The following is a 25830-nucleotide window of genomic DNA, read 5'->3' as shown; positions in this document are numbered from 1 at the left end:
AGGCGTTTTTTATGAAAATGCAACAATTAAACTTTTTGAATTAGCAAGGTATCCGTCTGATTATTGCTTTTCGGATTCGAATGTTTATTCACAATTTTGATATTCCCCTCTGACTCTAAAGACTCGCAGAGCTCCACCACCTTTTGCATATCTTCAGCCTTAATGCCTACGCCGAGGATTAATTTTTTTCCGGCTTCTAATTGGCTAATTTTTGTTTGAATTTTATCTAACACTTTTTTCTCCTATTTATTCAATGTTACCACCCATACAATATAGCAATTTAGTCTAAAAAAAGCGCAAAAGTTCAAATAATTTAATCTTTATTTTTCATTCAATCATTCTGTGCATGATCTTTGCACGTTATTCTGCAACTATCTTTATTTCACATGAAAAATCAGGAGGATAATATGTCTAAATCACGTCCGAAAATTGAAAAATTTGAAGCTCTCCTCGACCGTCTTGGCAATCTTGCTGTAGAAAGCTTTCATTATATTGCGCTGTTTATTATTGGCTGTATGGTGATCTGGTCCGCTGGCCATACCGTCATTGACATTCTGACCGTGAAACAGTTCGCCACCATTGACGACATTCTTCTGTTGTTTATTTATCTGGAACTTGGTGCCATGGTCGGCATCTATTTCAAAACCAACCATATGCCAGTACGTTTCCTGATTTATATTGCCATTACTGCACTGACCCGTTTGCTGATTGCAGATATTCAACACACGCATAAAGCCAGCATGGATCTGGTGATTATTACCGGTTCGATTCTGATTCTGGCCTTTGCGATATTAGTGGTGCGCTATGCCTCATGGACTTATCCATCCGTGATTCGTGACAAACATAGTGAAAAGCCATTACCCCTTGGCAAAACACCGCGTCCAGAAGATGATGAATTGGCATAGTCTTTTAAGCCCTCTTTTTTTGCACTTCAGCTTAAAGTAATACTTAAGCCTCGTTTAGGGTTTTGGGAGATTTATCTCAAGCAATCTCTCCCTTGCGTAGCAGTGCTACTCATCTCCTCACAGGAGAGGGAACTATTTTGGTCTTTTTGAGTTATTGACGCTTATAACTGAATTATCCGTTCAGAGTTTAGAGCAGTTTAACGATTCGGCACCAGCACATAGCGTCCGTTTTCATAAATCCAGTAGCTGCCACGCGGTGGTGCTGGTAACCCTAAACGCTGCCAATCGGTAATTACCGTATATCTCGAACTTTCAATCCGGGCAACATTCGGATCACCATTGACCCAGCTATAACTATTCGAATTTTGATAAATAGTGGTCGGTGCCTGATACTGAATGTTTAATCCACTTTGACTCTGTGCAGGTGGATAGCCCCAATATGGTGGTCGTTGCGGGTAATGTGGTCTTGGTGGCAGCGGACGTTGCGGATAATGCTGCCGTGGTGGATCATAAGATCGTGGAGCGCTGCGATAATTCGGTGTGGATCGATCTACACCACCATAACCCACCCAAGCATTGCCACCCATACTTTGTGCAGAAGCTCCCAATAGCAATGCAGCCAATATTGCACTCGATAGTACGATTCTCATTTGAGCTTCCTCCGAATAATCTGCTTATATTTTAAACAAAATAGATGCAGAAAATATGGATAAGCTCGCTGGAGCTGCAATTTTTTGTAATGCGCTCGCCTATTTTCAATCTGACAGGCACGTCGGCAAACTACTGCTTTATGCTAAAATTACTTTTTTTAATGTTTCGAGTTGAATACTGTGTCTGATTTAAATTTCGATCGTTTACATGAATATTTTTCTAAAGTGCCGAGTGTTCAGAAAGAACGGATTGATAGCTATGGTTCAGATGGCAAACAGGCATGGTGGTTTAAGTTTCAGATCAATGTCGATCATCCGCTGGCTTGGCAAACTGTGCAAGAGCTGGGACATGTCCTGAACTATATTTCTAAAAATGAACGTCTTCCAACTCAGTTCCTTCCAGTTTCGCCACCGCCATATATGAATGGTGTAGCCAAAGATTTCCTGTCTTGGGTGATCCAGTGTAATCACGCAGATTTCCCACCCGATGTAGTTTGTGACTGGTTAGAAGCGCGTTTACCAAATCCGGTTGATGATGAAGCGCAATGGAAAATTAAAACCGATATTTCTGAGCTGGATGAATTAACGGATAAAGAGCTGGATCAGCTGGTTCCGCCGAATCCAGAATCAAAAAGCTGATAATAAAAAATCTCCCTAACTCCCTCTTTTTCAAAGAGGGACTTTCCTCCCTTTTTAAAAAGGGAGGTCAGGAGGGATTTAAAATTAAAACGTCGACCAGCCGCTCCATTCCATAAAACGATACAGCCAATATTTAAAGAACGAGTTTTCTGCATATTGAGTGTAATCTACGCTCATCGAACGGCCATTCAGATTTGACCATGCACCCTCAAAATATTGCTGGGCATCCCGGAAGACTTCGGCCTGAGGCTGACCGACCACGCGCATATTGGTTTCCAGATTATAGTTTTTCAAATTGCGCACCGTAAAATTGGCCGAGCCTAAAATCATTTCAGCTTGCTGAGCGCTGCGCTTCATCAGGATCTTGCTATGGCATTGCTCGCCTTGAGTACGACACCAGCGCACCTCGATACCCGCTTCGTGCAATTCTGAAGCCACCTGCCGGTTTGGAATTCCATTCTTTTCACGGCCAAAAGCATCTTTATTTGGGTCGAGTAAAATCCGGACTTTGACACCACGCTCATGGGCCGCTATCAGACTTTTGATAATCTTGCGCTCAGACAGATAAAACATCGCCAGATCAATCTGTTCATTGGCTTTCGCGGTCTGAATCAGATTCAGAATCGCATCATAAATGGCTTTTTCAGTCAGCACCTGAACTTGTGGCTGGCTACTGTCTGCCTGAAAATCCCCAGCGACAATGGCTGGCATATTCGCTTGTGACATCATGCCTACAGACAGTTCTGTTTTCAGAATATCGACGGCTGTGCTCCCCCAGACCAATAAGCCAATATTGGAATGCCGCGAACTGCCATCATGCGGGTTCATGGACGTGACCAGTGCTTTCCAGCCTTGATCAGTATCCACCACCATGGTTTTGCGATGATTGGCTTTAAAGTTAAACAAATCAAAATAACTGCGCAGGGTAATTTTTTCTGTTCCAAACGGATTCGGCAACCAGCCTGTTTCCGGATTATTGCCAATGCCCTGGCAACAGATATACCAGAAGCCCGACCAGCTTGGATTGGAAGCCCGCAATGGCGTCAGATTGGTTTCAATGACATCAATACCGTGCTGACGTAATTCCCGATACTGCTCGGTTCTAATCCCACCATAAACTGAATTGATCGGATCGGTAATAAATTTGATTTCCACCTCAGGCTGCAACAGGCGCTTACTGATTAAAGCATCGCTCAGTTGTTGACTTAATGCCCGATGCTGCTGCATAGATGCACCGGTTTGCTGATTAAATAAAAACATGTCCAGCACAATCAGCGATTTGGCCTCTTCAATCATTTTCAGCATTTCATTAAAAATGCGATGATCTAAATGCTGTTTTCCTTCGGCATCCAGATAAGTCTGATCGGCCAGAAACTTGACTTCGGCATGACGCAGTTTGCCCGTGTAATTCAGACCTTCCGGCAAAGGCTTATACGTGTGGTAGATTGCCGAAGCCAAATAACCCACAGCCAGCATACTAATGATCAAAGTCGCATAACGGCGATTCGACCAGTTCAATTTATTGTGAATTCGTTGAAAGATACGCATAAGAAAAAACCTAACCCAATATACTCAGGCTAGGTTTTATCTTATGATTTTTCAAGTAGATTTCAGTGAGATCTAGATGATTTGGTCGATTATTTCAGTAGACCTGTTAGAAATCATACTGCACGCCGACAGTAAAGTTGCGACCCACCTGCGGAATATTAGACAGGAATGAAGTATGTGAATACACCTGATCATCAAGCAGGTTGTTGGCCTTGAAATAAACCCTATAAGCATTGTTATCTGCAAGGCTATTGGCATAGCTTAAGCCCACATTCACCATATTGTAGCCTTGGGTTTCATCTTCATAGCTGGCGATTTTGTCCTGATTAAAGACATGATAATACTCAGCCAAACCTGACCAGCCATCGGCAAAGTCTGCTTCGACTTTGGTCCCTAAACGACCTGCCGGTACACGTGGTGCATTCTCGCCTTCGATTTTACCGCGCACATAGTCACCAAAGACACTGAGCTTATACATGTCATTAACCTGATAACCAGCTTGTGCCTCAGTCCCATAGAATCGAGCTTTATCTTGTGTATAGTCGACCAAGCGGAAGTCACCTTCACTATCAGTCGTTGAACCATAAATGTAGTTATCAAACCAGTTGTGATAGACATGCACATGATAGTCCAGCTTATCGCCTTCATAATGCAGACCTAATTCAAGATTATTTGATTTCTCAACATCTAAATCCTGATTCCCACGCTCATAGGTATTAGTGGCAAAGTGAACCCCATCTGCATAAAGTTCTTGCGCCAAAGGCAAACGTTGCTGATGCGAGCCAACCACAGAAAGCTTATAGTTTGGTGCAAATTCCCAATTGGCTGCTGCTGAACCTGAAACACCGGTATCTGAGTAATTTTTTTGAGTTGAATCCACATCAATTTTTTGATGTTCTACTCGTGCACCGAGTTCAACATGCACATCACCGATCTGTTTGTGCTCAAGACCAAATAAACTGTATTTTTCAGTTTTGGTATCTGCCATCAGAACACTGCTATGGGAATGCCCCTCATGTTCATCTGCACCTCCGGCAAGATTAACTTTTTGCTGGCTATATTGAGTACCAATGACCCCTTCCCAACCCGCAACTGGAACGTGTACCAGTTCTAAACGTGCATCATAGCCTTTACTTTTAAAATTACTGATGACTTCATTTTCTTCCAGTTCATCATGTTCATAATCAGTGAAGCTGGCATGGGCACGCAACTTGTCAAAACCGGCAAATGGGTTATTTAACTCAGTGCGCATATCATAACGATGTGATTCCAGATCAACCCATGGACCACCATGTGCGTGTTCTTCTTCAACTGCATTTGGATCCGGTTGTGGTGCTGGGCCATGTCCGCCACAATGCAATTCATTACCATGTGGATGACAGTCATGATATTCATGACTATGCCCTGGCAAACCATATTGGTCTTGGCGGTTACTATAAGATAGACCAACAAAACCACGATCATGAATCCATGATCCACCAATATTGACTGTTTGTCCTTCTGCAAAGGTATTATCTACACGGCGGGCTTTTTCACGATGAATTTCTTCAATTTCATTTCCATTTTCATCTTCTTCATGATGAGAATGTTCTGTGAAATAACCTGCATGAGCAATATAGTTATTAGCTTTACGTTTTGAACCTTCTACACGTAGAGCAAAGTTTTCACCAATACCTGCTGTCACACCAGCACTTGCCAGTTTTTCGTCACTACCTGAGTTATAACGCAGGCCGACTGTACCTTCCAGACCATCTTCAGGCATCTGGGTCGGAATTTTTTGATCAGTGACATTCACCAACCCACCGACTGTACCGGCACCGTAAAGTAATGTAGATGGACCGCGAATCACTTCTACCTGTTTCGCCAGAATCGGATCAACGGTGACAGCATGATCCGGAGACAAGGTCGAAACATCAGCAGTTTCTGAAGCATGCTGCAACACTTTCACACGTGAGCCATCCTGACCTCGAATCACCGGACGACTTGCACCTGTACCAAACTGATTTGAATAGACACCCAATTCATCTGCCAGTGCATCACCAATAGTCGTCGCACGCTCAGATAATGCTTTTTGATCCACCACATGATCCGCAACCGCAAAATCTGCTGCGGTTTGTATCAATGGATGGGCCTGAACCTGGATGGTTTCCAGCGTTTGTACAGTTACTGTCGCTTCTTCTTGTTGTGCGAATGCTGATGGTGTAATAACCGCAAAAATAGAGAGTGTTATTAAATTCTTATGAAAAGACATGACCCAAGCTCAAAATGACTAAAATAGAATAATGTTATAATATAACATTTCATTATTTTTGCAATCGTTTACGATAACCAGTGATATATTTTATTAGAATGCTCTTTGAATATTTTTTTATTACATTAAAACATTATCTTTATGCCCTTTACCTTGTCCCATGCTGTACTTGCTCCACCTATTTCACGTTTAAGCGGTAATAGGCTACCTGTTGCTGCGTTAGCGATTGGCTGTATGGTGCCCGATTTACATCGACTGTTTACTTCGAGCAATTCAAATATCACGCATTTATGGTCTTCGCTGATTCATCCAGACCTCTGGATTGGGCTGGCTTTCTGTAGCATCTGGTATCTGGTTTACCGGCCAGTAACTTACCGTTTCATCGGCATTCAGCATGATTTAAATATTTACAGCATCCTTTCAGCTTTAAGATTCATCTTGGCGATGTGTCTAGCACTGATCATCGGCACAGCCACTCATTTAATCTGGGATGGTCTGACCCATGTCGATTTTCGGACTTTTGCCTTCCATGAAATCTTAGCGCAACAGTTTCAGTTATTTGGACAAATTTATCCGCTGCACCGGATTTTACAGATTGGCACCTCTTTTCTAGCCTTACCTTTTATACTGTGGATGAGTGTGCATTACTATAAAAAGCATCGCCAATATCTCGCAGTCAGCCTAAAAATCAAGTCTTTTGCTTGGGGCTTATTGCTCTTTTCGATATTCACCGGCCTATTTTCTGTTTGGGATTATGCACGTTATATCTCTACAGAGGTCTGGCAATCGGACCTCTATTATTTTACTGGACGATCTATTAATGAATTTAGTCAGGGCTTCCTAATCACATGCAGCCTAGGCTGTTTACTGTTTTTATTTTTGGACAGAGGTCGCAGGATGGGTTAGATAAAGCGCTGGCTTTTCGTCTATTCACTTTAAAATGATATTGTTTTTGACCCAGGTTCTTGTGACTACATGCCCAAAGAGGCATAATCCTACCTTTACGAAAAGCGGTACGCTGTTTACGTATTCGCTGACCTTAAACCATATAGTTGGATTTTTAACGCTATGATGCGAACTCATTACTGCGGTTCATTAACCGAAGCTCAAATTGACCAAACCGTAACATTATGCGGTTGGGTTCACCGTCGCCGTGACCACGGTGGTGTAATCTTCCTTGACATGCGTGACCGTGACGGTCTTGTTCAAGTGGTTATTGACCCAGATACTCCTGAAGCATTCGCAACTGCTGATAAAGTACGTTCAGAATTTGTATTAAAAATTACAGGCCGTGTACGTCGCCGTTATGAAGGCACAGAAAATGCCAATATGGTGAGCGGTCAAATCGAAGTCTTGGGTAAAGAAATTGAAGTTCTTGCTCAGTCTGAAACTCCGCCATTCCCATTGAATGACGAAAACACCAATATTTCTGAAGAAATTCGTTTGAAATACCGTTTCCTAGACATCCGTCGTCCAGAAATGCTAGATCGTTTACGTTTTCGTTCTAAATTAACCAACCTGATTCGTAACTACTTCGAAGACAATGGCTTCCTAGACGTTGAAACTCCGATCTTAACTCGTGCAACGCCTGAAGGTGCGCGTGACTATTTAGTGCCAAGCCGTGTATCTAACGGTAGTTTCTACGCACTGCCACAATCTCCACAGCTATTCAAACAGTTGTTGATGGTGGGCGGTATTGATCGTTACTACCAAATTGCTAAATGTTTCCGTGACGAAGACTTACGTGCGGATCGTCAGCCAGAATTCACCCAAATCGACGTTGAAACATCGTTCATGAGTGACGATGACATCATGGATTTAATGGAAACTCTAACCGTTAAGATGTTCAAAGAACTTCTAAATGTTGAGTTTGATAAATTCCCACGCATGACCTACAACGATGCAATGCGTGACTATGCATCTGACAAACCGGATATGCGTATTCCTTTGAAACTGGTTGACGTTGCAGACTTAATGCAAGACGTTGAGTTCAAAGTATTCGCAGGCCCTGCAAAAGATCCTAAAGGTCGTATCGTTGCGCTTCGCGTACCGGGTGCGGGTTCACTGCCACGTAGCGCGATTGATGAATACACCAAATTTGTAGGCATCTACGGTGCGCGCGGTTTAGCGTATATCAAAGTCAACGAACTTGAAAAAGGCATTGAAGGTCTTCAATCTCCAATCGTGAAATTCATCGAGCCAATCGTGCTTGATCTATTGAAACGTGTTGGTGCTGAAAATGGCGACATCGTATTCTTCGGTGCAGACAAAGCGAAAGTTGTTAACGATGCAATGGGCGCGCTTCGTGTGAAGATCGGTCATGACCTTAAATTATCAACTTGTGAGTGGGCGCCACTTTGGGTTGTTGATTTCCCAATGTTCGAAGAAACTGATGATGGCAAATGGACCTCTGTGCATCACCCATTCACGCTGCCTAAATCAAGCGTTGAAGACGTGAAAAACAACCCGGGCGCTGCGCTTTCAGTTGCTTATGACATGGTATTGAATGGTACTGAAGTCGGTGGTGGCTCGCTGCGTATTCATAACCTTGAAATGCAAAAAGCAATTTTTGAAGCACTTGGTATTGGTGAAGAAGAAGCCGAAGAGAAATTCAGCTTCCTGTTGAACGCTTTACGTTATGGCGCGCCTCCGCATGGTGGTTTGGCATTCGGTCTTGACCGCCTGGTGATGCTCATGACTGGTGCATCTTCGATTCGTGATGTGATTGCATTCCCGAAAACCAAGACTGCTGAATGTCCATTGACGCAAGCACCGGCACCAGTTGAATCAAACCAACTGCGTGACCTTGGTATTCGTTTACGTGAAAAACCAAAAGCTGAATCTCAAGAATAATTCTTGAAGATTTAAGTGAAAAAGCCCTGCCTCGTGTGGGGCTTTTTTTGTGTGATTGAGTCACATCTGGAACAGTGGCATAATAGCCACAGTTTTTAATCTAAGGTAATTAGCAATGGCTATGCGTCCTGCAGTTCGTAATCGCAGCATTATGCTTATTGTATTTTCAGTGGTTCAATGGCTGTTCATGCGCTATATCCTTGCCAACAACCTGTTCAACCTCGATACCAATGACCGTATTGTGTATTTTTGCCTGAGCAGTATTTTAGGCGCCCTGCTGATTTTTGTAGGTTTGATATATATGGTGCTGAAGGGCAATCCGGACAAAGACCTATAATCTGACCATCTGGATACCATGTACACCCTACTTAAAAATTTCTCCAAGCTTCCACTAAGATTCATTCAAAATCTTGCGCAACTGGCTGGATTGCTTTTGTATATCAGCCATTCTTCTGCACGCCGAGTGACCGAGATTAATCTGGCCTCTGCTTATCCTGAACTTTCTGAAGCTGAACAGGCTGATTTGACTAAACGCAGTCTGAAAAGTCAGTGCATGACATATGCGGAATCCGTCAAAATTTGGGGTTCATCACCAGACTATGCGCTGTCTTTAATTCGAGATGTGCAGGGTGAAGATATTTTCCTGCAAGCTTTGCAAAACCCTCATGGCTGTTTGGCCGTGGTACCTCATTTTGGTACTTGGGAGCTGTTGAATGTTTGGGTAAATCAACATACCTCCCCTGTGATTATGTATAAACCCAGCAAGAATCAAGATGTTGACCGATTTATGCTTGAAGCTCGGCAACGTCTGAATGCCACACTGGTCCCGACAGATGATTCTGGGGTACGTGCTTTATTTAAGCATTTAAAACAGGGCGGTTTTTCTGCAATTTTACCGGATCATGTTCCTAAAGAGAGTGGTGGTATCTACTCACTTTTCTACAATCAGAATGCGCTATCTTCTACCTTACTTTCCAAACTGGCAGCTAAAACACAATGTTCTGTAGTTGGGCTTAGTTGTTTAAGACGAGAGGATTTGTCTGGCTACGATATTTACGTGACTAAATTATCAAATGATATTGTATCTAAAGATTTACAACTGTCGGTTGATACCTTAAATAAAGAAATGGAGCGCATGATTAATGTCGCTCCAGAACAGTATTTGTGGGGATATAAAAGGTTTAGGAAGTTGGAAAATGACAAAAGTTTATATTACTCATAGTAAAAATTAGCTACTTAAATTAAAACTTAAAAATTAGGTTTAAAATGAAAGATCAGAAAAAAATTCTTTTTATTATTGATCATCTTAAAGGTGGTGGTGCAGAAATTATGACTCTTAATCTTGCAAAAAAACTGCAAGAGAGAGGCTATGAAATAAACATCATAACCTTAATTGATATAAATAATTATAAAGAAAAGACTAAGAGTTTCAATATTCAATCTATTGATTTTCCTATTAAATTTGTTGGTGGGAAGTTATTAATAGACAAAAAATTAGAATCTAGTAAGAAAGAACAACTCCAGTCTCTTATTGATGAAATAAAACCTGAAGCTGTTATATTAACTATTTGGTATGCATATTTAAGCATATCATTTATTAATCATCCAAATATATGGATATGGTCACAAGCAGATATTCTTCCTGAATTTAATAAAACTTCAAATCCGATTAAAATATTAAGAAATATATATAAGAAGAGAAAATTTATTAATAAATTTAAGGAAGTGTTTTCAAACAAAAATTTTATCGTACTTAATAAAGATTTAAAATTGAAATATTCTCAAATTTTAGAGAATTCTAATATAAATGTTATTTATAATGGATTAAATTTAAAAGATACAATACAATCTGAAAAGAAAGAAAAAGTATGGGATATTTGCTATGTTGGTCGTTTATCACCTTCCAAACAAATTGAACATGCTTTATTTGCTCTAAAAAATTCTCATATTATTAAAAATATGATTATTATTGGTGATGGAGCAAGAAAAGACAAACTTTTAAAATTAGTCAATCAACTAAATATTAGCGATCGTGTTCATTTTACTGGCTGGGTGGATGAGCCTATCGAGTATATTAAAAAGAGTAAAATATTAGTTCTCCCTTCTCAGACAGAAGGCTTCGGTCTTGTTATTGGAGAAGCTCTATTAAATGGCACTCATGTCGTTGCATATAATTGCAGCGAAGGAGTATCACATCAATTTTTTACCCCTGATATGCAACGCGGTCTAGTACAACCAAATAATCGTGCAGAATTAAAAAATTCTATCGAAGATATATTAGAAAATCCATATCAAATTCCCCCAAACTTATCAAAACGTTACGATATTAAAGAGATGGCTGATAAATTTATTAAGTTAATCGATTAACCGTATATATTCCGCAACAGCATAAGTTTGGGTAAAAGATGGATTCAAATTTGTTGAATAATTATCTACCTCTTTTAATGCTTGATTGATTTTAAGCGAAAGTTCAAAAATATTGCCTACAGCAACGAGATTATTAGCTTGTAAAATTTCATTGGGACCCGAAGGGCAATCAGTACTTATAACGGGAATACCCAAAGCTAAAGCTTCTAAAATTACTAAACCCAACCCTTCAAAATCAGACGACAAAACCATAAATTTTGCATGCTTAATATATGGGTAGGGATTTTTTTTGAAGCCTGTAAAAATAACCTTGCCTTCTATCCCTAAATCTTTAACCAATTTTTTAGAAGTTTCTAATAGTTCACCAGTCCCGACCAAAACCAGCTTTTCTTGAACATTGGCTTTTGCATAAGCTTTAATTAAAATATCATGTCGTTTCTGTTGCTTAAACTTCCCAACATTTACAATATATGGTTTTTCAATATCAGGAATATATTCATTTGCTGTTGAAACCACTTGTTCCACATCAATCGGATTATAAATTGTAGTAATCCGACTTTTTGAGCCAAATACTTTAATAAAGTCTTTTTCGACACCCTTACTTACTGCTACACAAGGCTTGGCTAAATAAACTTTATCCAACTGTTTTTTCATTCCCTCTAATCTTTCACCATATTCCAAACTCGTCGTGTTATGAATGACTAAATGAACATTCGGTAACTGACTTTTTGATAATATAAAATCAACAGGAAATAAGTTTGATAGGACAAGATCAGGGATCCCAATATTTTTAATAACAAACCGATCAAATGCTTTTGCTGCAAAACTGGCACGCATAAATTTAGGAATTGCACGATACTTTTGATAATCAAAAAAGTGAAGTTTTACGCCCTCAGGAATCGGTAAATCAATAATATTTTTAAAATAAACAATATGTGCTTCATGACCTGCATCAATTAGGCCCTTTGCCAAGGTTAAAGCAAAACGTTCAGCGCCATTTCCCTGTAAAGTAAAAATGGCTAATACGATTGTTTTTTTCATGAAGCACTAATCCTGAATAAATTTTTCTTGATCTAGATTGATCAATCTTTTTTCTGCCTTTCCCATGACCTGCAAATATCGTATCGCCATTGCAATTTGTCCTACTAAACGTCTTTTTTTAAACTTATATTTTTCTTTGATAGAGCTGAATTCAGGTTTAAAGTGTTCAGAGCGCCCAATGGTCGAATCAAAATGCCCTTGTTGTAAGAGACCATAAGCACCAAGCTGATCTTCTTGAATAATCACTGCAGGTTCGACTTGCAAACACTGTAACTCATAAGCCGAAAATATAAATCCATCTGCAATCGCTGGCGCTGTTTTCGCCAAACGATCTAATAGTTTTTTCGCACCACTTGGATAGAGAATGTAACCTGCTGCTCCAGTACGATCTTGATATAAACCATATAATTTAACCTGAGTATGATTTAAGGTGCATACAGGTTTTCGACTTATAATTTTTTTACGACTTCTTACTTCCAGATTAATTAAGTCCACATCTAAAAATTGATGCTGCTCAATTTCGTTTAAAATTTCTTTTACATTTGAAGCCAATACGGCATCATCTTCAAGAATTAAACAGGGCTGATTCCTTTTTATTACTTCTTCCCAGGCTTTTTGGTGACTGAGAAAGCACGCTACCTCAACTTTACGCAAAGGCCTTTGCCAACCAAAACCGAGCTTTTGGTATTGCTCTTCATTCAAATCAACAACTGAAAATGCTTCTAAGACGTCAAAAGGCAATCCCAATTTTTCAAATTGCTTTTTTTGAAACTCTAATCGGTCTTTCGATGTTTTTAAATTAATAATCAAAATATTCACAATTACCACCATCTCGTCTTTTCACGAGTGTGACGCTGTTTAAAACGTGAATATATATTATTATTCTGATCAAGCTGTAATCTGTCAAAAACCTCAATTACAATTTGACCCAGTTCATGAGCCTCACATATTTGCTCGAGACGCCATCGCATATTACGTAAAGTATCATCAGTTCCAACCGCAAATGCAGCCGTACCATCAAATAAGGCATAGCGCTGTTGTTGTAATAACTGCTGATGCTCCTGATTTACAGTTAAAGACTGATCACACAAAAAACGTTCTGTTTCCTGTAACTTAAGCGTATTAATCAATACCACTGCATTCATCAAAATGGCTTTTAGAGTTACGTCTTCATCAAAATCAATAAAAGTATCACAGGCTGAAATCAGCCAGCGTATATTCAATGACTGTACAAGAAAATCTCGTTCAGCCATCCATAATGCCTTGAATTTGTCATAATTATTTTGAGTATCGACCTCACGGCGAATTAAAACAATCAGACTGGCATGGAAATGATTTAATGCAGACTGCCCCACAAACTCCTGTTTGAGTTGTTCAATATGCTCATTGAGATCTTTGGCCGAACCATGCGTATATTGAATTTGATCCCCATCAATGATGGTATTTTTTAACTGATTTAAATCGGCTTGACCAAATTGCGCATAAATCTTTTCAGCACCAAAACGACGCTGATGACGACTAAATGAAAACCATTGTTCGAACTTACTTTTCTTTCTTACCGGCATTTGAAATTAAATCTCTTTCAATTTCTCATTGATTCAGCTTACTGCCAAGCATCCTTAATCCACTGCGATGGCAATACATAACGGTACCATTTCCCACCACCACCATTCACTGCATCTGGCGGATTAATTTCACCGTGGAATACAATAATTTTAGCGCCTTCAGGTTTCACAGGGGGCTTAAAGTAAGCCATCGGGATTTTTTGCAGGCAATGATACTTATAGCTCTTGCACCAACTTTCTGGCCAATAGGTCTGTTTACCTTCACGGTCTACATACCAAGACAAATAGGCTTGCTCATTACGGAATTTTTTACGGATTTCATCAAAGTTTTCACGGAAATAAGGTAACAGACCTGGGAAAGCACCCAGTTTAAACCGGTAAACCGAACTGTTACCGGTAATACGCCACGGCCGTTTCCAGTCATGGATAATCAGAAAGTCGCCCGGATAGGTAAAGAACTCATCGATATTATCGACAATCACTACATCAAGATCGAGGAAGAGTGCATTGCCTTCTAAACCATAAAGATCAGGCTCAAAAGTGGACAGCTTGTTCCAGCCACGCTCAGGGGCACCCTCAGGCAATGCCAGAGGTGGAATAGGGAAACATTGTACTGCAGGATCAATGCCTTCAGTACGATCCGTCAGACAGACCATTTTAAAGTCGACTGTCGTATGTCGTTTAACCATATTGTATAAACGATTGACGTATTCCGAACCGTATTTGGTTCCCCATTTCATACAAATAACGATGTTACTCATTGCGTATGCCTAAGCTCATCTTAAAATCTTCTTGATGCTGAATATGATGACATAAGTTCGGCAGAATAAGTACATCAGTTAAAAAAAACCTCTCAAATGAGAGGTTTTTTCAATCAGTAAATTATTAATTACTTCACATAAGTTAACCAGTGTGCATATTTCGGGTCTTTGCCCTGAACTGCATCAAAATATGCTTTCTGGATTTGAGTGGTGATTGGACCACGTACACCTTCACCAATCTGACGGTCATCGTATTCACGGATTGGTGTTACTTCTGCAGCAGTGCCGGTAAAGAATGCTTCATCTGCGATGTAGAACTCATCACGGGTAATACGGCGTTCAATTACGTCATAACCCAAGTCTTTAGCAATCGTAATAATCGTTTGACGGGTAATACCATCCAGCGCACCACCTGCGATATCAGGCGTATGAATCACGCCATCACGCACCAGGAATACGTTTTCGCCTGAACCTTGGCATACATAGCCTTGTGGGTCGAGCAGCATTGCTTCATCATAACCTGAATGCGCCACTTCCTGATGCGCAAGAATCGACAAGGTGTAGTTACCTGATGCTTTAGCCTTACACATGGTCACGTTCGGATGATGGTGGGTAAATGAAGACGTTTTTACGCGAATTCCCTTCGCCATCGCCTCTTCACCGAGGTAAGCACCCCAGCTCCATGCCGCAACTACGGCATGAATGGTATTGTCAGTTGCAGCGATACCGAGTTTTTCAGAACCAATAAAAATAATTGGACGTAAATAGCAAGACGCTAATTTGTTTTCACGAACAACATCAATTTGAGCCTGTTCTAATGCTGCTTGATCAAATGGAACTTTCATTTGATAAATTTTTGCAGAATTCAACAAACGCTTGGTATGTTCTTTAAGACGGAAAATAGCCGTTCCATTCGGGGTTTCATAAGCTCGGACGCCTTCAAACACACCCATGCTGTAATGCAAAGTATGTGTTAATACGTGAGTTTTTGCCTCACGCCAGTCAACTAGTTGTCCATCTTGCCAAATGAAACCATCACGATCAGCCAAATTCATGCCACAAACTCCAATTTCTCACAATTATTCACTATCCAGTGCAAAGTCTGCACTTGGATCAATCAGTCTTTGCCATAACTTGCAAACGGTCATTCGGGTATCGTGCCAGTCGCTTGCAGACACTTGCATGGATTGATTTGCAAGGGCTAAGCGATGGCTCTCGGCGCGTTCACGGAGATAAGCTTGAATCAGAGCAGTCGCATCGTTGCTGGATAAGCAACCTGATTTTGCGGCATCCTCAAGAATTCGTACATTGTCGGAGAAATGGGCGAGATCTTTATTCGTCCCACTCCAAGCCAACACCGCATACTGTGCCATAAATTCGATGTCTACGATACCACCTGCATCTTGTTTTAAATGAAAAATACCATCTTTTTTTTGATCGGCGGAAGAACCCAGATGCTCCTTCATTTTCTGACGCATTTTCAGTACTTCTGCCCGCACATAATTTTCATCACGGGGTTGAATCAAAATATCCCGGCGCAAGACTTCAAACTTTTTCCGCAAGCTCATTTCACCCGCAATTGGACGGGCTCGCACCAAGGCCTGATGCTCCCATAACCAGGCGCTCTTGAACTGATATTGTTCAAAGGCTTTTAAACTGGTCACTAAAAGCCCAGCTTCGCCCGATGGACGCAAGCGGGTATCGACCTCATATACACGTCCATCCAGAGTTTGCGTGGTCATCAGTGACATGAATTTTTGTGCCACGCGCATGGCAAACTCAAAGCCACTGATCGGCTTGAGTCCATCTGTATCGGCCTGTTCACCCATGTAGTGAATAAACACCAGATCCAGATCCGAACCATAACCCAGTTCAATTCCACCGACTTTACCATAACCAATGACTGCAAAAGCCGTATGCTCAACTGAACAGCGCTGCCCTTCAGCATCCAGTGGAAAACCATGCTTTTTCGCAACAATCTGATAAGCCAGATGCAGCGCTGCATTCACCGATACTTCAGCAATATCGGTCAAGGCATCGGAAACTTTCATCAGCGGGCTTTCTGCCAGCACATCACTGGCGGCAACGGCCAGAACATTAGATTTTTTAAACAGGCGCAAAACCCGCATCTGGTCTTCGACCTGATCAATTTCAATCCGTAACAGTTGCTGGCGCAAGGAATCTTCCAGATCCTTTCGTTTCGGCAATTCAAAATCCATCGACAGGAATTCATCCAGTAGCACCGGATAATGGGTCAGTTCTTCACAAATCCAGGGGCTGACCGTGGCCATCTTCACCAGTCGCTGCAACGCCCCTTTACTCTCGATTAACATCACCAGATATACCGTACGGCGCATCACTGATTCGACTAAGGGCATTAAGCGCACCAACGCCACCTGAGGATCATCTGACTGTAAAACTGCTTCGATTAAATGCGGCCAGAAGGTTTTTAAACGCTGCACTGCTTTGGCTGGTAATTTTTTTAAGGCATGCCCATTCCAGAACTCATAAACGAGATTTTTCGCATTCTCATCCAACACTTCTTTGAGTTTTTTTTCCAGCTGTGAAAAACTTTCAACCAGGGTATCTGGACCATTTTCCTTGATTAAATGATCAAACTGATACATCACTTTGTCACGCTTTTCATTGAGATATGCCATAAAGCTTTCCCAATCAGCAAAACCAAGTGTGTCCGTCATCCGTGCCCTTAACTCTGGCTCTGTCGGTAGTAATTGCGTTTGCTGGTCATTTAGGGCCTGAATCGCGTGCTCAACCCGGCGCAGGAATAAATAGGCATCTTCCAGATCCTGCACCGCCTGTTCATCCAGTAACTCGGCATCATCCAGATGATTCAGATTCACCAGACACTGGCGATCCTGCAATTCAAGCTTGGCTCCACCATAAATCAGCTGAAACACCTGCACGATAAATTCGACTTCGCGAATGCCACCGGCTCCGAGCTTGATATCATCTTCAATATTACGGCGCTGCACTTCGCGCTCGATCATGGCTTTCATTTCGCGCATGGCTTCAAAAGCGCTGTAGTCGACGTATTTGCGAAATACAAATGGACGGGTCATCTCCAGCAGCTCATCGCCTTCTGGGCTTGGATTGACAATACGCGCTTTAATCCAGGCATAACGCTCCCATTCACGTCCATGCTGGCTCAGATATTTTTCTAAGGCCGCGTGGCTAATGGCCAGCGCCGAACCATCGCCCCAAGGACGCAGGCGCATATCCACCCGGAATACGAAACCATCCGCCGTGATCTGATCCAGCAAATGAATCAGTTTTTGTCCCCACAGGATGCAAAACTGCTGCACATCAATACATTTACGCCCATCGGTTTCACCCTGTTCGTCGAAGGCAAAAATCAGGTCAATATCACTGGAAAGATTGAGTTCTTGGGCACCGAGTTTCCCCATGGCGATGACAATCAGATCCTGAACTTTTCCATTATAACCAATCGGCTGACCATACTTGGCAGCGACCGGAATACGGGCAAAATTTTTCGCTGCACAGATGCAGGCATCGGCAAAATCGGAGAGTTCTTGGGTGAGGGTAATGACATCGGTGAGTTGATTGGCATCCTGCCAGATCCAACGAAACATCAATCGAGCCCGCAAAATACGCATTGCGCGCATCCACGTTGCTTCATCGCTTATATTCAGGATGCAGTGCTGCACCAGCTGATCAATATATTCCCGACTGAGTGAGCCTTGAAACTGGTCAATTGCATAATCCTGTTCCAGTAGACTCTGGTGATTGGCCAATACCTGTTCGGCATATTGGCTGGCTCTTAAGGTTTTCTGCAATTGTGCCGCATTCATCACTCAACTCTTCCCCTGAAACATTCTGCTTAGTTATAGCAGGAGTTTTGTCTCAGTGGGAATGTTTTAGCTTGAAATTTACTTCTTTAAGATTGCTCGATATGTACATCTTCAAGCACCAGTGCCTGATGATCATTGGTGACCATCGGTAAATGCACGGTAAAGGTCGTACCCCGACCCTCTTTGGAATCTACAGCAATTTGACCATGGTTCAGGTCAATAAAGCGCTTGCAGAGCACCAGACCCAAACCTGCCCCTTTCTCTTCAGCTGTGCCTCTGACACTCACACCCAAAGTCGGTTTAAACAGATTCTGCATCTGCTCTTCAGTCATGCCCAAGCCAGTATCCTGAATCGTAATCTTGACCTGCTCGCCTTCCATTTCTGCAGCTAAAATCACTTTACCGCCTTGATTCACCGGGGTGAATTTAAGCGCATTCGACACCAGGTTCTGCAAGACAGAGGTAATCATGTTGATATCCGCATGTACCTTGATGTCTTCAGGAATATTATCAACCAGTTCAATTTTTTTATTTAAGGCCAGACTTTTCAGCACACTGCACACAATATTACTGGATTGTTTCAATTCATAATTAATCGGATGATAAATAAAGCGTCCACCCTCTGCCATCGCCCAAGTCAGCAGGCTTTCCAGCAGGTTATAGGTCGATTGTGCATTATCATATAAATAATCCGCGATGCTCTGGATACTGGATTCGTCCAGAGTGTCACGCTCCTGCGCTAGCACTTCGGAAAAGCCCAGTAAACCATGAAATGGTGCACGCAAGTCATGCGCAATAATCTGGAAAAATTTGGTTTTACTGAAGTTGAGTGCGCATTGCTGTTCATATAATTCTTTCAGTTCAGTATGTTCTTGATTGAGCTGAATTCGAATCACTAAACTTTCAGCAAATTGTTTAATAGTGGCAATATCGTCCTGATCAAACAGTTCGGTCTGATCATCAAAGAAAATGACTTGTCCAAAAGATACACTGTTACTCGATTTTAAATTAAATGCAACCAGTCTCTGATGCGCTACACCGAGATCTTTCAGATAATTTGACAGTTCTGTATAAGCAGGATGCATCTGGTCGATGACATCTGCGTGTTGCAGATACGTAGGCAGATTCACGTCCTGCGGGGCGTGCAAAGCCCGGAAACCGCGCGGACAGCTGTACCAGATATAGGGCTCCGTGTGGAAGCGAATAATACTGGTTTTAACGTTTAAAACTTTACGGGCGATCTTACAAAAGGTGTCTAATAGGTTGTTAGAGGTATAGACACCTAAAATGAGAGATATACGGCACGAGCTTAATTGCTCCGTATTCTGACCGACCTCTAGCAGTTTTAGTTCCATGTCTGCCTCTCTGAATGTTTATGGAATATAGAAAACACAGCCGACCAAATTTATACAATCAATAACAAAGATTCTATATTTACTCAACGATGAAAACTCACCTATAGGTTAAAGGATTTGTTAACCTGTTTCTATCCAGATACATTCTTAACTGCAAAGCACTGATATTTAATTGATTAAGAATAACTTGAAAATTTACTATTCGAAAAAAATCTACATAAGCATTTGAAATTAATATATCTCACCTAAAATAAGCATGTTTATTTATATTCACTGTAACACACTACTGACTAAAAAATACCCACCATCGCTTTTTACCCTACTTAGAGTAAAAGCTAATGATTTTTCAATTATATAGCTTGACCTTATGATTAAAAATAGATTTTATATCAGGCTTCATCTACCTAATAATGCTCAGAATTAATTTTTAATTTTTTAAAATATCTTAACAATTCCAATGTAAGAAATACTTAAATATCAGCATTTCAACTAAAAACATACCCAAAAAACCACTGAGAATTGTAAAGAACTTACATTCATTAACAAATTAATTGCGAAAATTTTGTGTTTTTTATCCTCAGTGCAGTTTTAGAAGCTGGAATAGAAATATTAAGATAGATCACTTATAGGCTATGCATGTCTACGTCAAACCAATCGGCTCAGAATAGCTATAAAAAAGCGGCCTAAAAAGACCGCTTTTTAAATAACTGCTTAATTATCAGAAATCAACGCTACTTGCTGCACATAGTTAAACAGCTTTAATTTAGAAGCATTCACCTCTTCTTCAGGTGCTTGATTCTTTAAATCACGGTGTACCCGAAGATAATGTTGACGTAAGGTATGACGCTCTGTCGCATTATAGTTTTTGGTAAATTCATTGATGGCTGGATCACCATCTTTAACAATTCGATCCACCCAACGCTGTAATTGAGCTGTCTTTTTAAGACCTTGTTTGGGTGTTAAATAAGACAAAATCACCGTTTCATTTTCATTGCGTAATAATTTACCAATCCGTGAAAATTGACGACGACGTGCTTCATGTGAACTAATTGCCTGCACATCAAGCAAGGCATCAATCAAACGCTCATCTACGGGTAGGTTTTTAATTTGTTTAGCGCTCAGCTCTGCAAGCTGCGCACCCAAAGCAGCCATACGCTGGACTGCTTTTTTCTGTTCGGTCTTACTTGCGCGTCCCTCTAAAGAATCAAAATCTTCTTCAGTTAAACTGTTCGGTCGACGTGCCACGATTAATCTGCCTCATAAAATTTTGCTGCAAATAGTGCCTGAATTTCAGATAAGGCTTTGTCCTCGTCTGCTCCTTCAATCACCAAGCGTAAAGTTGTTCCTTTGCCCGCACCGAGCATCAGCAAGGACATGATATTTTTTGCATCTACCAGTTTATCCGCTTTGCCAATCTGGATACTGGAACGAAATTTGGTGGTAACTTCTATCAGTTTACCAGATGCGCGTGCATGTAAACCCAGTTTATTAATTACGTCAACTGTCGTATCAATCATGACCAGTGCTTCATTTCTCGATGGAGGACTTGAATAGACCATTTTGCCTCAAGGGCTTTTTTTAGTCTATCCACAATATAAACAGAACGATGCTGACCACCGGTACAGCCAATCGACACGGTCATATAATGACGATGCCCTTCAGCAAAGGTCGGCAACCACTTGTCCAGAAAATGATACAGATCATTGAACATATCCTCGACCTGATCGCTCTTTTGTAAAAACGCCTGCACCGGCTGATCTAGCCCTGAAAATTTGCGCAGTTCCAGTTCCCAATGCGGATTCGGCAAATGCCGGACATCAAAGACATAATCGGCATCCAGTGGAATGCCATGCTTATAACCAAAAGATTGTAAAATCAGGATCAGGTTATCGGCCTGTCCGAGCTTGGACAACAAAGTATGTTTCAGGTCATGCACGCTTTTATCGGTGGTATCGATATGCACCGTAGAACGCAACTGAATCGGCATTAACAGGATTTTTTCTTCCTGAATGCATTGATTCAGACTTTTAAAGCGTGACGCCAGAGGATGCGGCCGACGCGAAGCACTAAAACGGGCAATCAGCTCCTGATCCTGCGTGGTCAGATAGATAATATCGACCGAACCATGCTGTTGCAGTTGCTCAAATACATGATCAAATTCTTGTAAATCTGCCCGGGTACTGCGCACATCGACGCCCAGCGCCAACTGTTCCAGATTGTTTTCGCTGTCCAGTTTTGCCACAATTTCGGGAAGCAATGCCAAAGGCAAATTATCAATACAGTAATAACCCAGATCTTCAAGCACCTGTAATGCAGATGATTTACCCGAACCAGATTGTCCTGTGACAATTAAAATGCGCTTCATGCATGCTACCCTTTCATCTTAGCCGGCAGTGTATTTAACCTGCAGGTTATCGATCAGACGTGTATTCCCCAGCTTTGCAGCTATAAGTAACACAAGATCTTGATTAAACGTATGAATTTTTTGTAATTCTGGCGTGCGGGCTTCAACATAATCAACAACGAAACCGGCATCGGTTAGGCTCTGACGAATTTCGGCCAATACCGTATCCAGTTCCACGCCTGCATGTAATTGCTGTTCAGCCCGTTGCAAGCTTTGATAAATGACCGGTGCGATTGCACGATGCTCTTCGCTTAAATAACCATTGCGCGAACTTAAAGCCAGGCCATCTTCTGCACGGGCAATCGGTACACCAATCACTTCCAGTGGAATATTCAGGTCTTGTACAAACTGACGAATCACCGCCAATTGCTGATAATCTTTCTGGCCAAAGAAGGCGTAATTCGGCTGTACGATATTAAACAATTTAGTGACCACCACCGCCACACCATCAAAATGGCCGGGACGCTGCAAACCGCATAAATCATTGGTAATGTCAGAGACACTGATATTGGTCAGACGCGGTTTTTTGCCATACATTTGCTCAACCGTCGGCGCAAACACGATGTCACAACCAACTTCAGCCAATAGTTGTTGATCCTGTTCAAGCGTGCGCGGATAGCTATCAAAATCTTCATTGGGCCCAAACTGAATCGGATTGACAAAGATACTGACCACCACCACATCACACAACTTACGTGCTTCACGCACCAGATTTAAATGTCCCTGATGCAGATTGCCCATGGTCGGTACAAAACCGATAATCTTGCGACTGGTACGCGCCGGATTTAATGATGCCGCTAAGCCCTGAATGGTGGTTTCTGTTTTCATCTTACAATTCAACCTGAAAAGTTTGTTCTGGTGCCGGGAAAGATCCATCTAAAACTGCAGCATGGTAGGCTTTAAAAGCATCCAGAATGGCTGTCGCACCCGATTGTTCTTGCATAAAATTACGTACAAATTTTGCGGTATGTCCAAAAGTCAAACCGAGCATGTCCTGAACCACCAATACCTGACCATCTGTAGCTGCACCTGCACCAATGCCAATGACCGGAATCTGCGGAAACAGTTCGGTGATTTCCTGGCCAAGCTGTGCTGGTACGCATTCAAGTAGCAATAGTGCAGCACCCGCCTCGACCACTGCCTTACAGTCCGCAATGAGCTGATCGGCCGCTTCACGGGTACGGGCTTGCAGTTTATAACCGCCAAAGACATGTACCGACTGCGGCGTCAGACCCAAATGCACACACACCGGAATACCGTTACGGGTCAGCACTTGCACAGTTTCTGCCAACCATGCACCGCCTTCCATCTTGACCATTTGCGCACCAGCCTGCATCACGGTTTTCGAACTTTGCAAGGCATCATTCAAGGTGGCATAGCTCATAAATGGCAAGTCAGTCATGATAAAAGCATGCTGGTTACCACGGCGTACCGCAGCCGTATGATAAGCCATATCCACAACCGTGACCGGCAAAGTCGAATCACGGCCCTGAATTGACATTCCTAAAGAATCGCCAATTAAAATGCTGTCCACTTCGGCAATTTCCATGGCTTTGGCCATACTGGCATCATAGCAAGTCAGACATGAAAATTTGCGTCCCTCTGCTTTAAAGCGTCTTAAATCACTCAGACTGACCATGAAAATGTTCCTCTATGCTTGAAAGTTCTGACAAAGCTACCATCACTTAAAAATTAAATATTTGCCCAGTTGCTGTCATCGAGTACCGCGAGGGTCGACTGTTTAACGATGTCCAGGTCTTTTAATCTGTGTCCATAAACCTGTAATTCAGGCTCAATATCCAGAAGTGGAATCAGGACAAAATCACGCTCTAATACCCCAACATGCGGCACAGTTAAGCGTTCATTTTGAATGTGCTCATTACCGTAGAGCAGCAAGTCCAGATCCAGCGTACGTTCGCCCCAATGACGTAAACGTACCCGACCAGCGTCCTGCTCAAAAGCTTGCAGGCGATCCAGCAAGCCTAAAGCTGCCAGATCGGTATTTAACTGCACCACTGCATTCAGATAGTTTGGCTGATCCTGTGGCCCCATCGGTGGACTTTGATACAGATGCGAAGTTTTCACCTGCCCCAAGGTCGCCAGTTTCTGTACAGCTTCTGCCAGAATCTGGCGTGAATCGCCCAGGTTACTGCCCAGGCCAATATACGTCACGATCATTGTGTTGGCCCAAACACCACCTGGCTCAGATCACGTTTTACCCGCTTACGTTTCATAATCGGATGATCTGCGCCAATTTCACCGCTGGCACTGGCTGCCACATGCGACAGAGGTTTCACTTTGTCTTCAAACTTGGCTTTACGCACCCGACGGTTGCGTGGTTCAGGTTCATTCACTAATGGCTCAATCTCGGCAAGATCTTGCTGTTGGGTCAGTTTCTGTTCCAGATGTTCTTCTTGACTCGCCTTGCGACGGCTCTTGGCACGCTGACGGTTATACTGGCTGATGGCCCGTTCTTTCTCGTCACCGCTCATTTGCTGATAAGCATCCCACCAGCTACCCATGCCTTGTGCAGTTGCATCGCCTGATTTTTCACGCAACAGCAAAAAGTCAAAGCCGGCACGGAAACGCGCATGGCTGGACAAAGCCTCGATTTGCTGTGGTTTCGGGTTCAGCAAACGGGTCTGCATTTCCCAAACTTCACGAATAAAAGTTTCCGCAAAGCGTGGAATAATAGTGCGGGTTGCCTGACGTTTTAATACGTCGAGACCAGCTTGGGCACGGGCTTCGGCCGCTACCACGCCTTTATTCAGATAGAATTCACAACGTTCCAGGAATGGCTGCCATAACAGTACTGCATAAAAAAATGCAGGGTTGATGGTCTTGCCAATCGAAATACGCTGATCGGTATTTTTCGCAGCGCGTTCCATAAACGGCGTAATTTCAGGCTTGATATCTGCAAATAACTGCTGCCAGATCCCGAAATCGATTAGCATGGGCAAGACACGATTCAGGTGTCCCATGGTGAACAGCTTCTGTGATTCATCATAAAGTCGATGCGGAGAAACATCACGCAGCAACTGGGTCATTTCCGGCGTAAAGACATCCAGAATCGCTTCATCAATATTAAAGTTCAGCTTGGCGGCAAAACGTAAGGTTCGTAGCATCCGCACCGGATCTTCTTCAAATCTTAAAGTCGGATCACCGAGTAAGCGTAAGGTTTTGCTGTGGATATCATCCACTGCATTGCAGAAATCCAGCACAATGCCTTTACGCGGCTGGTAATACATTGCATTGATGGAGAAATCACGGCGGGCAAAATCCTGCTCGATGCTGCCCCAGTTGTTATCACGCAGAATCATCCCCGCGGCCGAGGTCACTGCTTTTTTGGGGGGTGCACGGAAGGTTGCCACTTCAACCAGTTCCCGCCCTGAATAGACATGCGCCAGTTCGAAACGTCGTCCGATAATTCGACAACGTCGTCCGAAAACTTCCTTGACCTGAGCCGGGGTGGCATTGGTGACTGCATCGAAATCTTTAGGATTCAAACCTAACATCAGATCTCGAACACCACCACCCACGATATAAGCTTCATAGCCTGCCTTGTTTAAGGCATCAATCACATCGAGAATATAAGAAGGTAATTGAGCGGTTGATAAACCACATTTTGACGCGCGCAAAGTTTGCAAAAGACGCTGTCTCC

Annotated in this window: 25 protein-coding genes; 7 read left to right on the top strand and 18 right to left on the bottom strand. The window is 42.3% G+C overall.

Annotation, left to right across the window (positions count from 1 at the left end; translation table 11 throughout):
- Positions 1 to 26 precede the first annotated feature (26 nt).
- Positions 27 to 233, bottom strand: a complete 207-nt coding sequence (locus Q9R24_RS07550) for a hypothetical protein (RefSeq protein WP_005261855.1) — start codon at positions 231 to 233, stop codon at positions 27 to 29.
- A 174-nt stretch (positions 234 to 407) separates the two neighbouring features.
- Here Q9R24_RS07550 and Q9R24_RS07545 point away from each other — a divergent pair, with 174 nt between their 5' ends.
- Positions 408 to 905 carry a phosphate-starvation-inducible protein PsiE gene (locus tag Q9R24_RS07545; RefSeq protein ID WP_004647497.1) on the top strand — a complete coding sequence of 166 codons (498 nt, stop codon included), beginning with the start codon at positions 408 to 410 and terminating at the stop codon, positions 903 to 905.
- Positions 906 to 1102: 197 nt separating this feature from the next.
- Here Q9R24_RS07545 and Q9R24_RS07540 read toward each other — a convergent pair whose 3' ends face one another.
- Complete coding sequence (locus tag Q9R24_RS07540) at positions 1103 to 1555, bottom strand: RcnB family protein (protein WP_044112824.1); 453 nt, start codon at positions 1553 to 1555, stop codon at positions 1103 to 1105.
- Positions 1556 to 1735: 180 nt separating this feature from the next.
- Here Q9R24_RS07540 and Q9R24_RS07535 point away from each other — a divergent pair, with 180 nt between their 5' ends.
- A complete protein-coding gene (locus Q9R24_RS07535; protein WP_004647495.1) occupies positions 1736 to 2194 on the top strand; it encodes a hypothetical protein in 459 nt (152 codons plus the stop codon).
- A gap of 84 nt (positions 2195 to 2278) precedes the next feature.
- Here the strand turns inward: Q9R24_RS07535 and Q9R24_RS07530 are convergent, their stop codons facing one another.
- Together Q9R24_RS07530 and znuD are read right to left on the bottom strand one after the other, a co-directional pair.
- Positions 2279 to 3742: a phospholipase D-like domain-containing protein gene (locus Q9R24_RS07530; protein WP_311204289.1), complete on the bottom strand. Its 1464-nt coding sequence runs from the start codon at positions 3740 to 3742 to the stop codon at positions 2279 to 2281.
- 106 nt (positions 3743 to 3848) lie between these two features.
- Entirely contained in the window at positions 3849 to 5993 is a 2145-nt protein-coding gene (gene znuD / locus Q9R24_RS07525) for a zinc piracy TonB-dependent receptor ZnuD (protein ID WP_311204288.1), read from the bottom strand.
- A 141-nt stretch (positions 5994 to 6134) separates the two neighbouring features.
- Between znuD and Q9R24_RS07520 the strand changes: the two genes are divergently transcribed.
- From Q9R24_RS07520 to Q9R24_RS07500, 5 genes are all read left to right on the top strand, one after another.
- Positions 6135 to 6899, top strand: coding sequence for a DUF4184 family protein (locus Q9R24_RS07520; RefSeq protein ID WP_044112820.1), 765 nt, complete (start codon positions 6135 to 6137; stop codon positions 6897 to 6899).
- A gap of 162 nt (positions 6900 to 7061) precedes the next feature.
- A complete protein-coding gene (gene aspS, locus Q9R24_RS07515) occupies positions 7062 to 8846 on the top strand; it encodes an aspartate--tRNA ligase (protein ID WP_311204287.1) in 1785 nt (594 codons plus the stop codon).
- A gap of 115 nt (positions 8847 to 8961) precedes the next feature.
- On the top strand, positions 8962 to 9183 hold the full coding sequence (locus Q9R24_RS07510; RefSeq protein ID WP_004278319.1) for a hypothetical protein: 222 nt from the start codon (positions 8962 to 8964) through the stop codon (positions 9181 to 9183).
- 18 nt (positions 9184 to 9201) lie between these two features.
- Positions 9202 to 10068 (top strand): lysophospholipid acyltransferase family protein, encoded by an 867-nt coding sequence (locus tag Q9R24_RS07505; protein ID WP_311204286.1) that lies wholly within the window; start codon positions 9202 to 9204, stop codon positions 10066 to 10068.
- Between the two features lie 44 nt (positions 10069 to 10112).
- Complete coding sequence (locus Q9R24_RS07500; RefSeq protein ID WP_247143802.1) at positions 10113 to 11213, top strand: glycosyltransferase; 1101 nt, start codon at positions 10113 to 10115, stop codon at positions 11211 to 11213.
- Here the strand turns inward: Q9R24_RS07500 and Q9R24_RS07495 are convergent.
- From Q9R24_RS07495 to pcnB, 14 genes are all read right to left on the bottom strand, one after another.
- The gene (locus Q9R24_RS07495) at positions 11202 to 12254 is read right to left on the bottom strand and encodes a glycosyltransferase (protein ID WP_247143803.1); all 1053 of its coding nucleotides are present in this window, start codon (positions 12252 to 12254) and stop codon (positions 11202 to 11204) included. The genes Q9R24_RS07500 and Q9R24_RS07495 overlap by 12 nt on opposite strands.
- 6 nt (positions 12255 to 12260) lie before the next feature.
- On the bottom strand, positions 12261 to 13073 hold the full coding sequence (locus Q9R24_RS07490; RefSeq protein ID WP_311204285.1) for a glycosyltransferase family 25 protein: 813 nt from the start codon (positions 13071 to 13073) through the stop codon (positions 12261 to 12263).
- Positions 13074 to 13075: 2 nt separating this feature from the next.
- The gene (locus Q9R24_RS07485) at positions 13076 to 13819 is read right to left on the bottom strand and encodes a hypothetical protein (RefSeq protein WP_004733016.1); all 744 of its coding nucleotides are present in this window, start codon (positions 13817 to 13819) and stop codon (positions 13076 to 13078) included.
- A gap of 38 nt (positions 13820 to 13857) precedes the next feature.
- Positions 13858 to 14580: a hypothetical protein gene (locus Q9R24_RS07480; protein ID WP_004647484.1), complete on the bottom strand. Its 723-nt coding sequence runs from the start codon at positions 14578 to 14580 to the stop codon at positions 13858 to 13860.
- Between the two features lie 128 nt (positions 14581 to 14708).
- On the bottom strand, positions 14709 to 15635 hold the full coding sequence (locus tag Q9R24_RS07475) for a branched-chain amino acid transaminase (protein WP_004278329.1): 927 nt from the start codon (positions 15633 to 15635) through the stop codon (positions 14709 to 14711).
- A gap of 24 nt (positions 15636 to 15659) precedes the next feature.
- Positions 15660 to 18410: a bifunctional [glutamate--ammonia ligase]-adenylyl-L-tyrosine phosphorylase/[glutamate--ammonia-ligase] adenylyltransferase gene (gene glnE, locus Q9R24_RS07470; protein ID WP_311204284.1), complete on the bottom strand. Its 2751-nt coding sequence runs from the start codon at positions 18408 to 18410 to the stop codon at positions 15660 to 15662.
- Between the two features lie 86 nt (positions 18411 to 18496).
- Positions 18497 to 19765 (bottom strand): HAMP domain-containing sensor histidine kinase, encoded by a 1269-nt coding sequence (locus Q9R24_RS07465; protein WP_311204283.1) that lies wholly within the window; start codon positions 19763 to 19765, stop codon positions 18497 to 18499.
- Between the two features lie 711 nt (positions 19766 to 20476).
- Positions 20477 to 21010: a ribosome biogenesis factor YjgA gene (gene yjgA / locus Q9R24_RS07460; RefSeq protein ID WP_005107862.1), complete on the bottom strand. Its 534-nt coding sequence runs from the start codon at positions 21008 to 21010 to the stop codon at positions 20477 to 20479.
- A gap of 2 nt (positions 21011 to 21012) precedes the next feature.
- Complete coding sequence (locus tag Q9R24_RS07455; protein ID WP_034438008.1) at positions 21013 to 21282, bottom strand: HPr family phosphocarrier protein; 270 nt, start codon at positions 21280 to 21282, stop codon at positions 21013 to 21015.
- Positions 21279 to 22130: an RNase adapter RapZ gene (gene rapZ / locus Q9R24_RS07450; RefSeq protein WP_004278335.1), complete on the bottom strand. Its 852-nt coding sequence runs from the start codon at positions 22128 to 22130 to the stop codon at positions 21279 to 21281. Before rapZ ends, Q9R24_RS07455 begins: the two co-directional genes overlap by 4 nt.
- A gap of 18 nt (positions 22131 to 22148) precedes the next feature.
- Entirely contained in the window at positions 22149 to 22997 is an 849-nt protein-coding gene (gene panC / locus Q9R24_RS07445; protein WP_311204282.1) for a pantoate--beta-alanine ligase, read from the bottom strand.
- Between the two features lies 1 nt (position 22998).
- A complete protein-coding gene (gene panB, locus Q9R24_RS07440) occupies positions 22999 to 23808 on the bottom strand; it encodes a 3-methyl-2-oxobutanoate hydroxymethyltransferase (RefSeq protein WP_311204281.1) in 810 nt (269 codons plus the stop codon).
- Positions 23809 to 23861: 53 nt separating this feature from the next.
- Positions 23862 to 24347, bottom strand: coding sequence for a 2-amino-4-hydroxy-6-hydroxymethyldihydropteridine diphosphokinase (gene folK, locus Q9R24_RS07435; RefSeq protein WP_253101006.1), 486 nt, complete (start codon positions 24345 to 24347; stop codon positions 23862 to 23864).
- Positions 24344 to 25816: a polynucleotide adenylyltransferase PcnB gene (pcnB, locus tag Q9R24_RS07430; RefSeq protein ID WP_311204280.1), complete on the bottom strand. Its 1473-nt coding sequence runs from the start codon at positions 25814 to 25816 to the stop codon at positions 24344 to 24346. Before pcnB ends, folK begins: the two co-directional genes overlap by 4 nt.
- Between the last annotated feature and the right edge of the window lie 14 nt (positions 25817 to 25830).

It is taken from the genome of Acinetobacter sp. RRD8 (genome assembly GCF_031844225.1).
Taxonomy (GTDB): Bacteria; Pseudomonadota; Gammaproteobacteria; order Pseudomonadales; family Moraxellaceae; genus Acinetobacter.
The sequence above is the reverse complement of the archived record's forward strand: the minus strand, read 5'-3'. Positions and strand labels throughout refer to the sequence as shown.

Coding starts and splice junctions, on each gene's coding strand:
- Q9R24_RS07545 (WP_004647497.1), top strand. CDS start 408: ATGTCTAAATCACGTCCGAAAATTGAAAAATTTGAAGCTCTCCTCGAC.
- Q9R24_RS07540 (WP_044112824.1), bottom strand. CDS start 1,555: ATGAGAATCGTACTATCGAGTGCAATATTGGCTGCATTGCTATTGGGA.
- Q9R24_RS07530 (WP_311204289.1), bottom strand. CDS start 3,742: ATGCGTATCTTTCAACGAATTCACAATAAATTGAACTGGTCGAATCGC.
- znuD (WP_311204288.1), bottom strand. CDS start 5,993: ATGTCTTTTCATAAGAATTTAATAACACTCTCTATTTTTGCGGTTATT.
- Q9R24_RS07520 (WP_044112820.1), top strand. CDS start 6,135: ATGCCCTTTACCTTGTCCCATGCTGTACTTGCTCCACCTATTTCACGT.
- aspS (WP_311204287.1), top strand. CDS start 7,062: ATGATGCGAACTCATTACTGCGGTTCATTAACCGAAGCTCAAATTGAC.
- Q9R24_RS07510 (WP_004278319.1), top strand. CDS start 8,962: ATGGCTATGCGTCCTGCAGTTCGTAATCGCAGCATTATGCTTATTGTA.
- Q9R24_RS07505 (WP_311204286.1), top strand. CDS start 9,202: ATGTACACCCTACTTAAAAATTTCTCCAAGCTTCCACTAAGATTCATT.
- Q9R24_RS07500 (WP_247143802.1), top strand. CDS start 10,113: ATGAAAGATCAGAAAAAAATTCTTTTTATTATTGATCATCTTAAAGGT.
- Q9R24_RS07495 (WP_247143803.1), bottom strand. CDS start 12,254: ATGAAAAAAACAATCGTATTAGCCATTTTTACTTTACAGGGAAATGGC.
- Q9R24_RS07485 (WP_004733016.1), bottom strand. CDS start 13,819: ATGCCGGTAAGAAAGAAAAGTAAGTTCGAACAATGGTTTTCATTTAGT.
- Q9R24_RS07480 (WP_004647484.1), bottom strand. CDS start 14,580: ATGAGTAACATCGTTATTTGTATGAAATGGGGAACCAAATACGGTTCG.
- Q9R24_RS07475 (WP_004278329.1), bottom strand. CDS start 15,635: ATGAATTTGGCTGATCGTGATGGTTTCATTTGGCAAGATGGACAACTA.
- glnE (WP_311204284.1), bottom strand. CDS start 18,410: ATGAATGCGGCACAATTGCAGAAAACCTTAAGAGCCAGCCAATATGCC.
- Q9R24_RS07465 (WP_311204283.1), bottom strand. CDS start 19,765: ATGGAACTAAAACTGCTAGAGGTCGGTCAGAATACGGAGCAATTAAGC.
- Q9R24_RS07455 (WP_034438008.1), bottom strand. CDS start 21,282: ATGATTGATACGACAGTTGACGTAATTAATAAACTGGGTTTACATGCA.
- rapZ (WP_004278335.1), bottom strand. CDS start 22,130: ATGAAGCGCATTTTAATTGTCACAGGACAATCTGGTTCGGGTAAATCA.
- panC (WP_311204282.1), bottom strand. CDS start 22,997: ATGAAAACAGAAACCACCATTCAGGGCTTAGCGGCATCATTAAATCCG.
- panB (WP_311204281.1), bottom strand. CDS start 23,808: ATGGTCAGTCTGAGTGATTTAAGACGCTTTAAAGCAGAGGGACGCAAA.
- folK (WP_253101006.1), bottom strand. CDS start 24,347: ATGATCGTGACGTATATTGGCCTGGGCAGTAACCTGGGCGATTCACGC.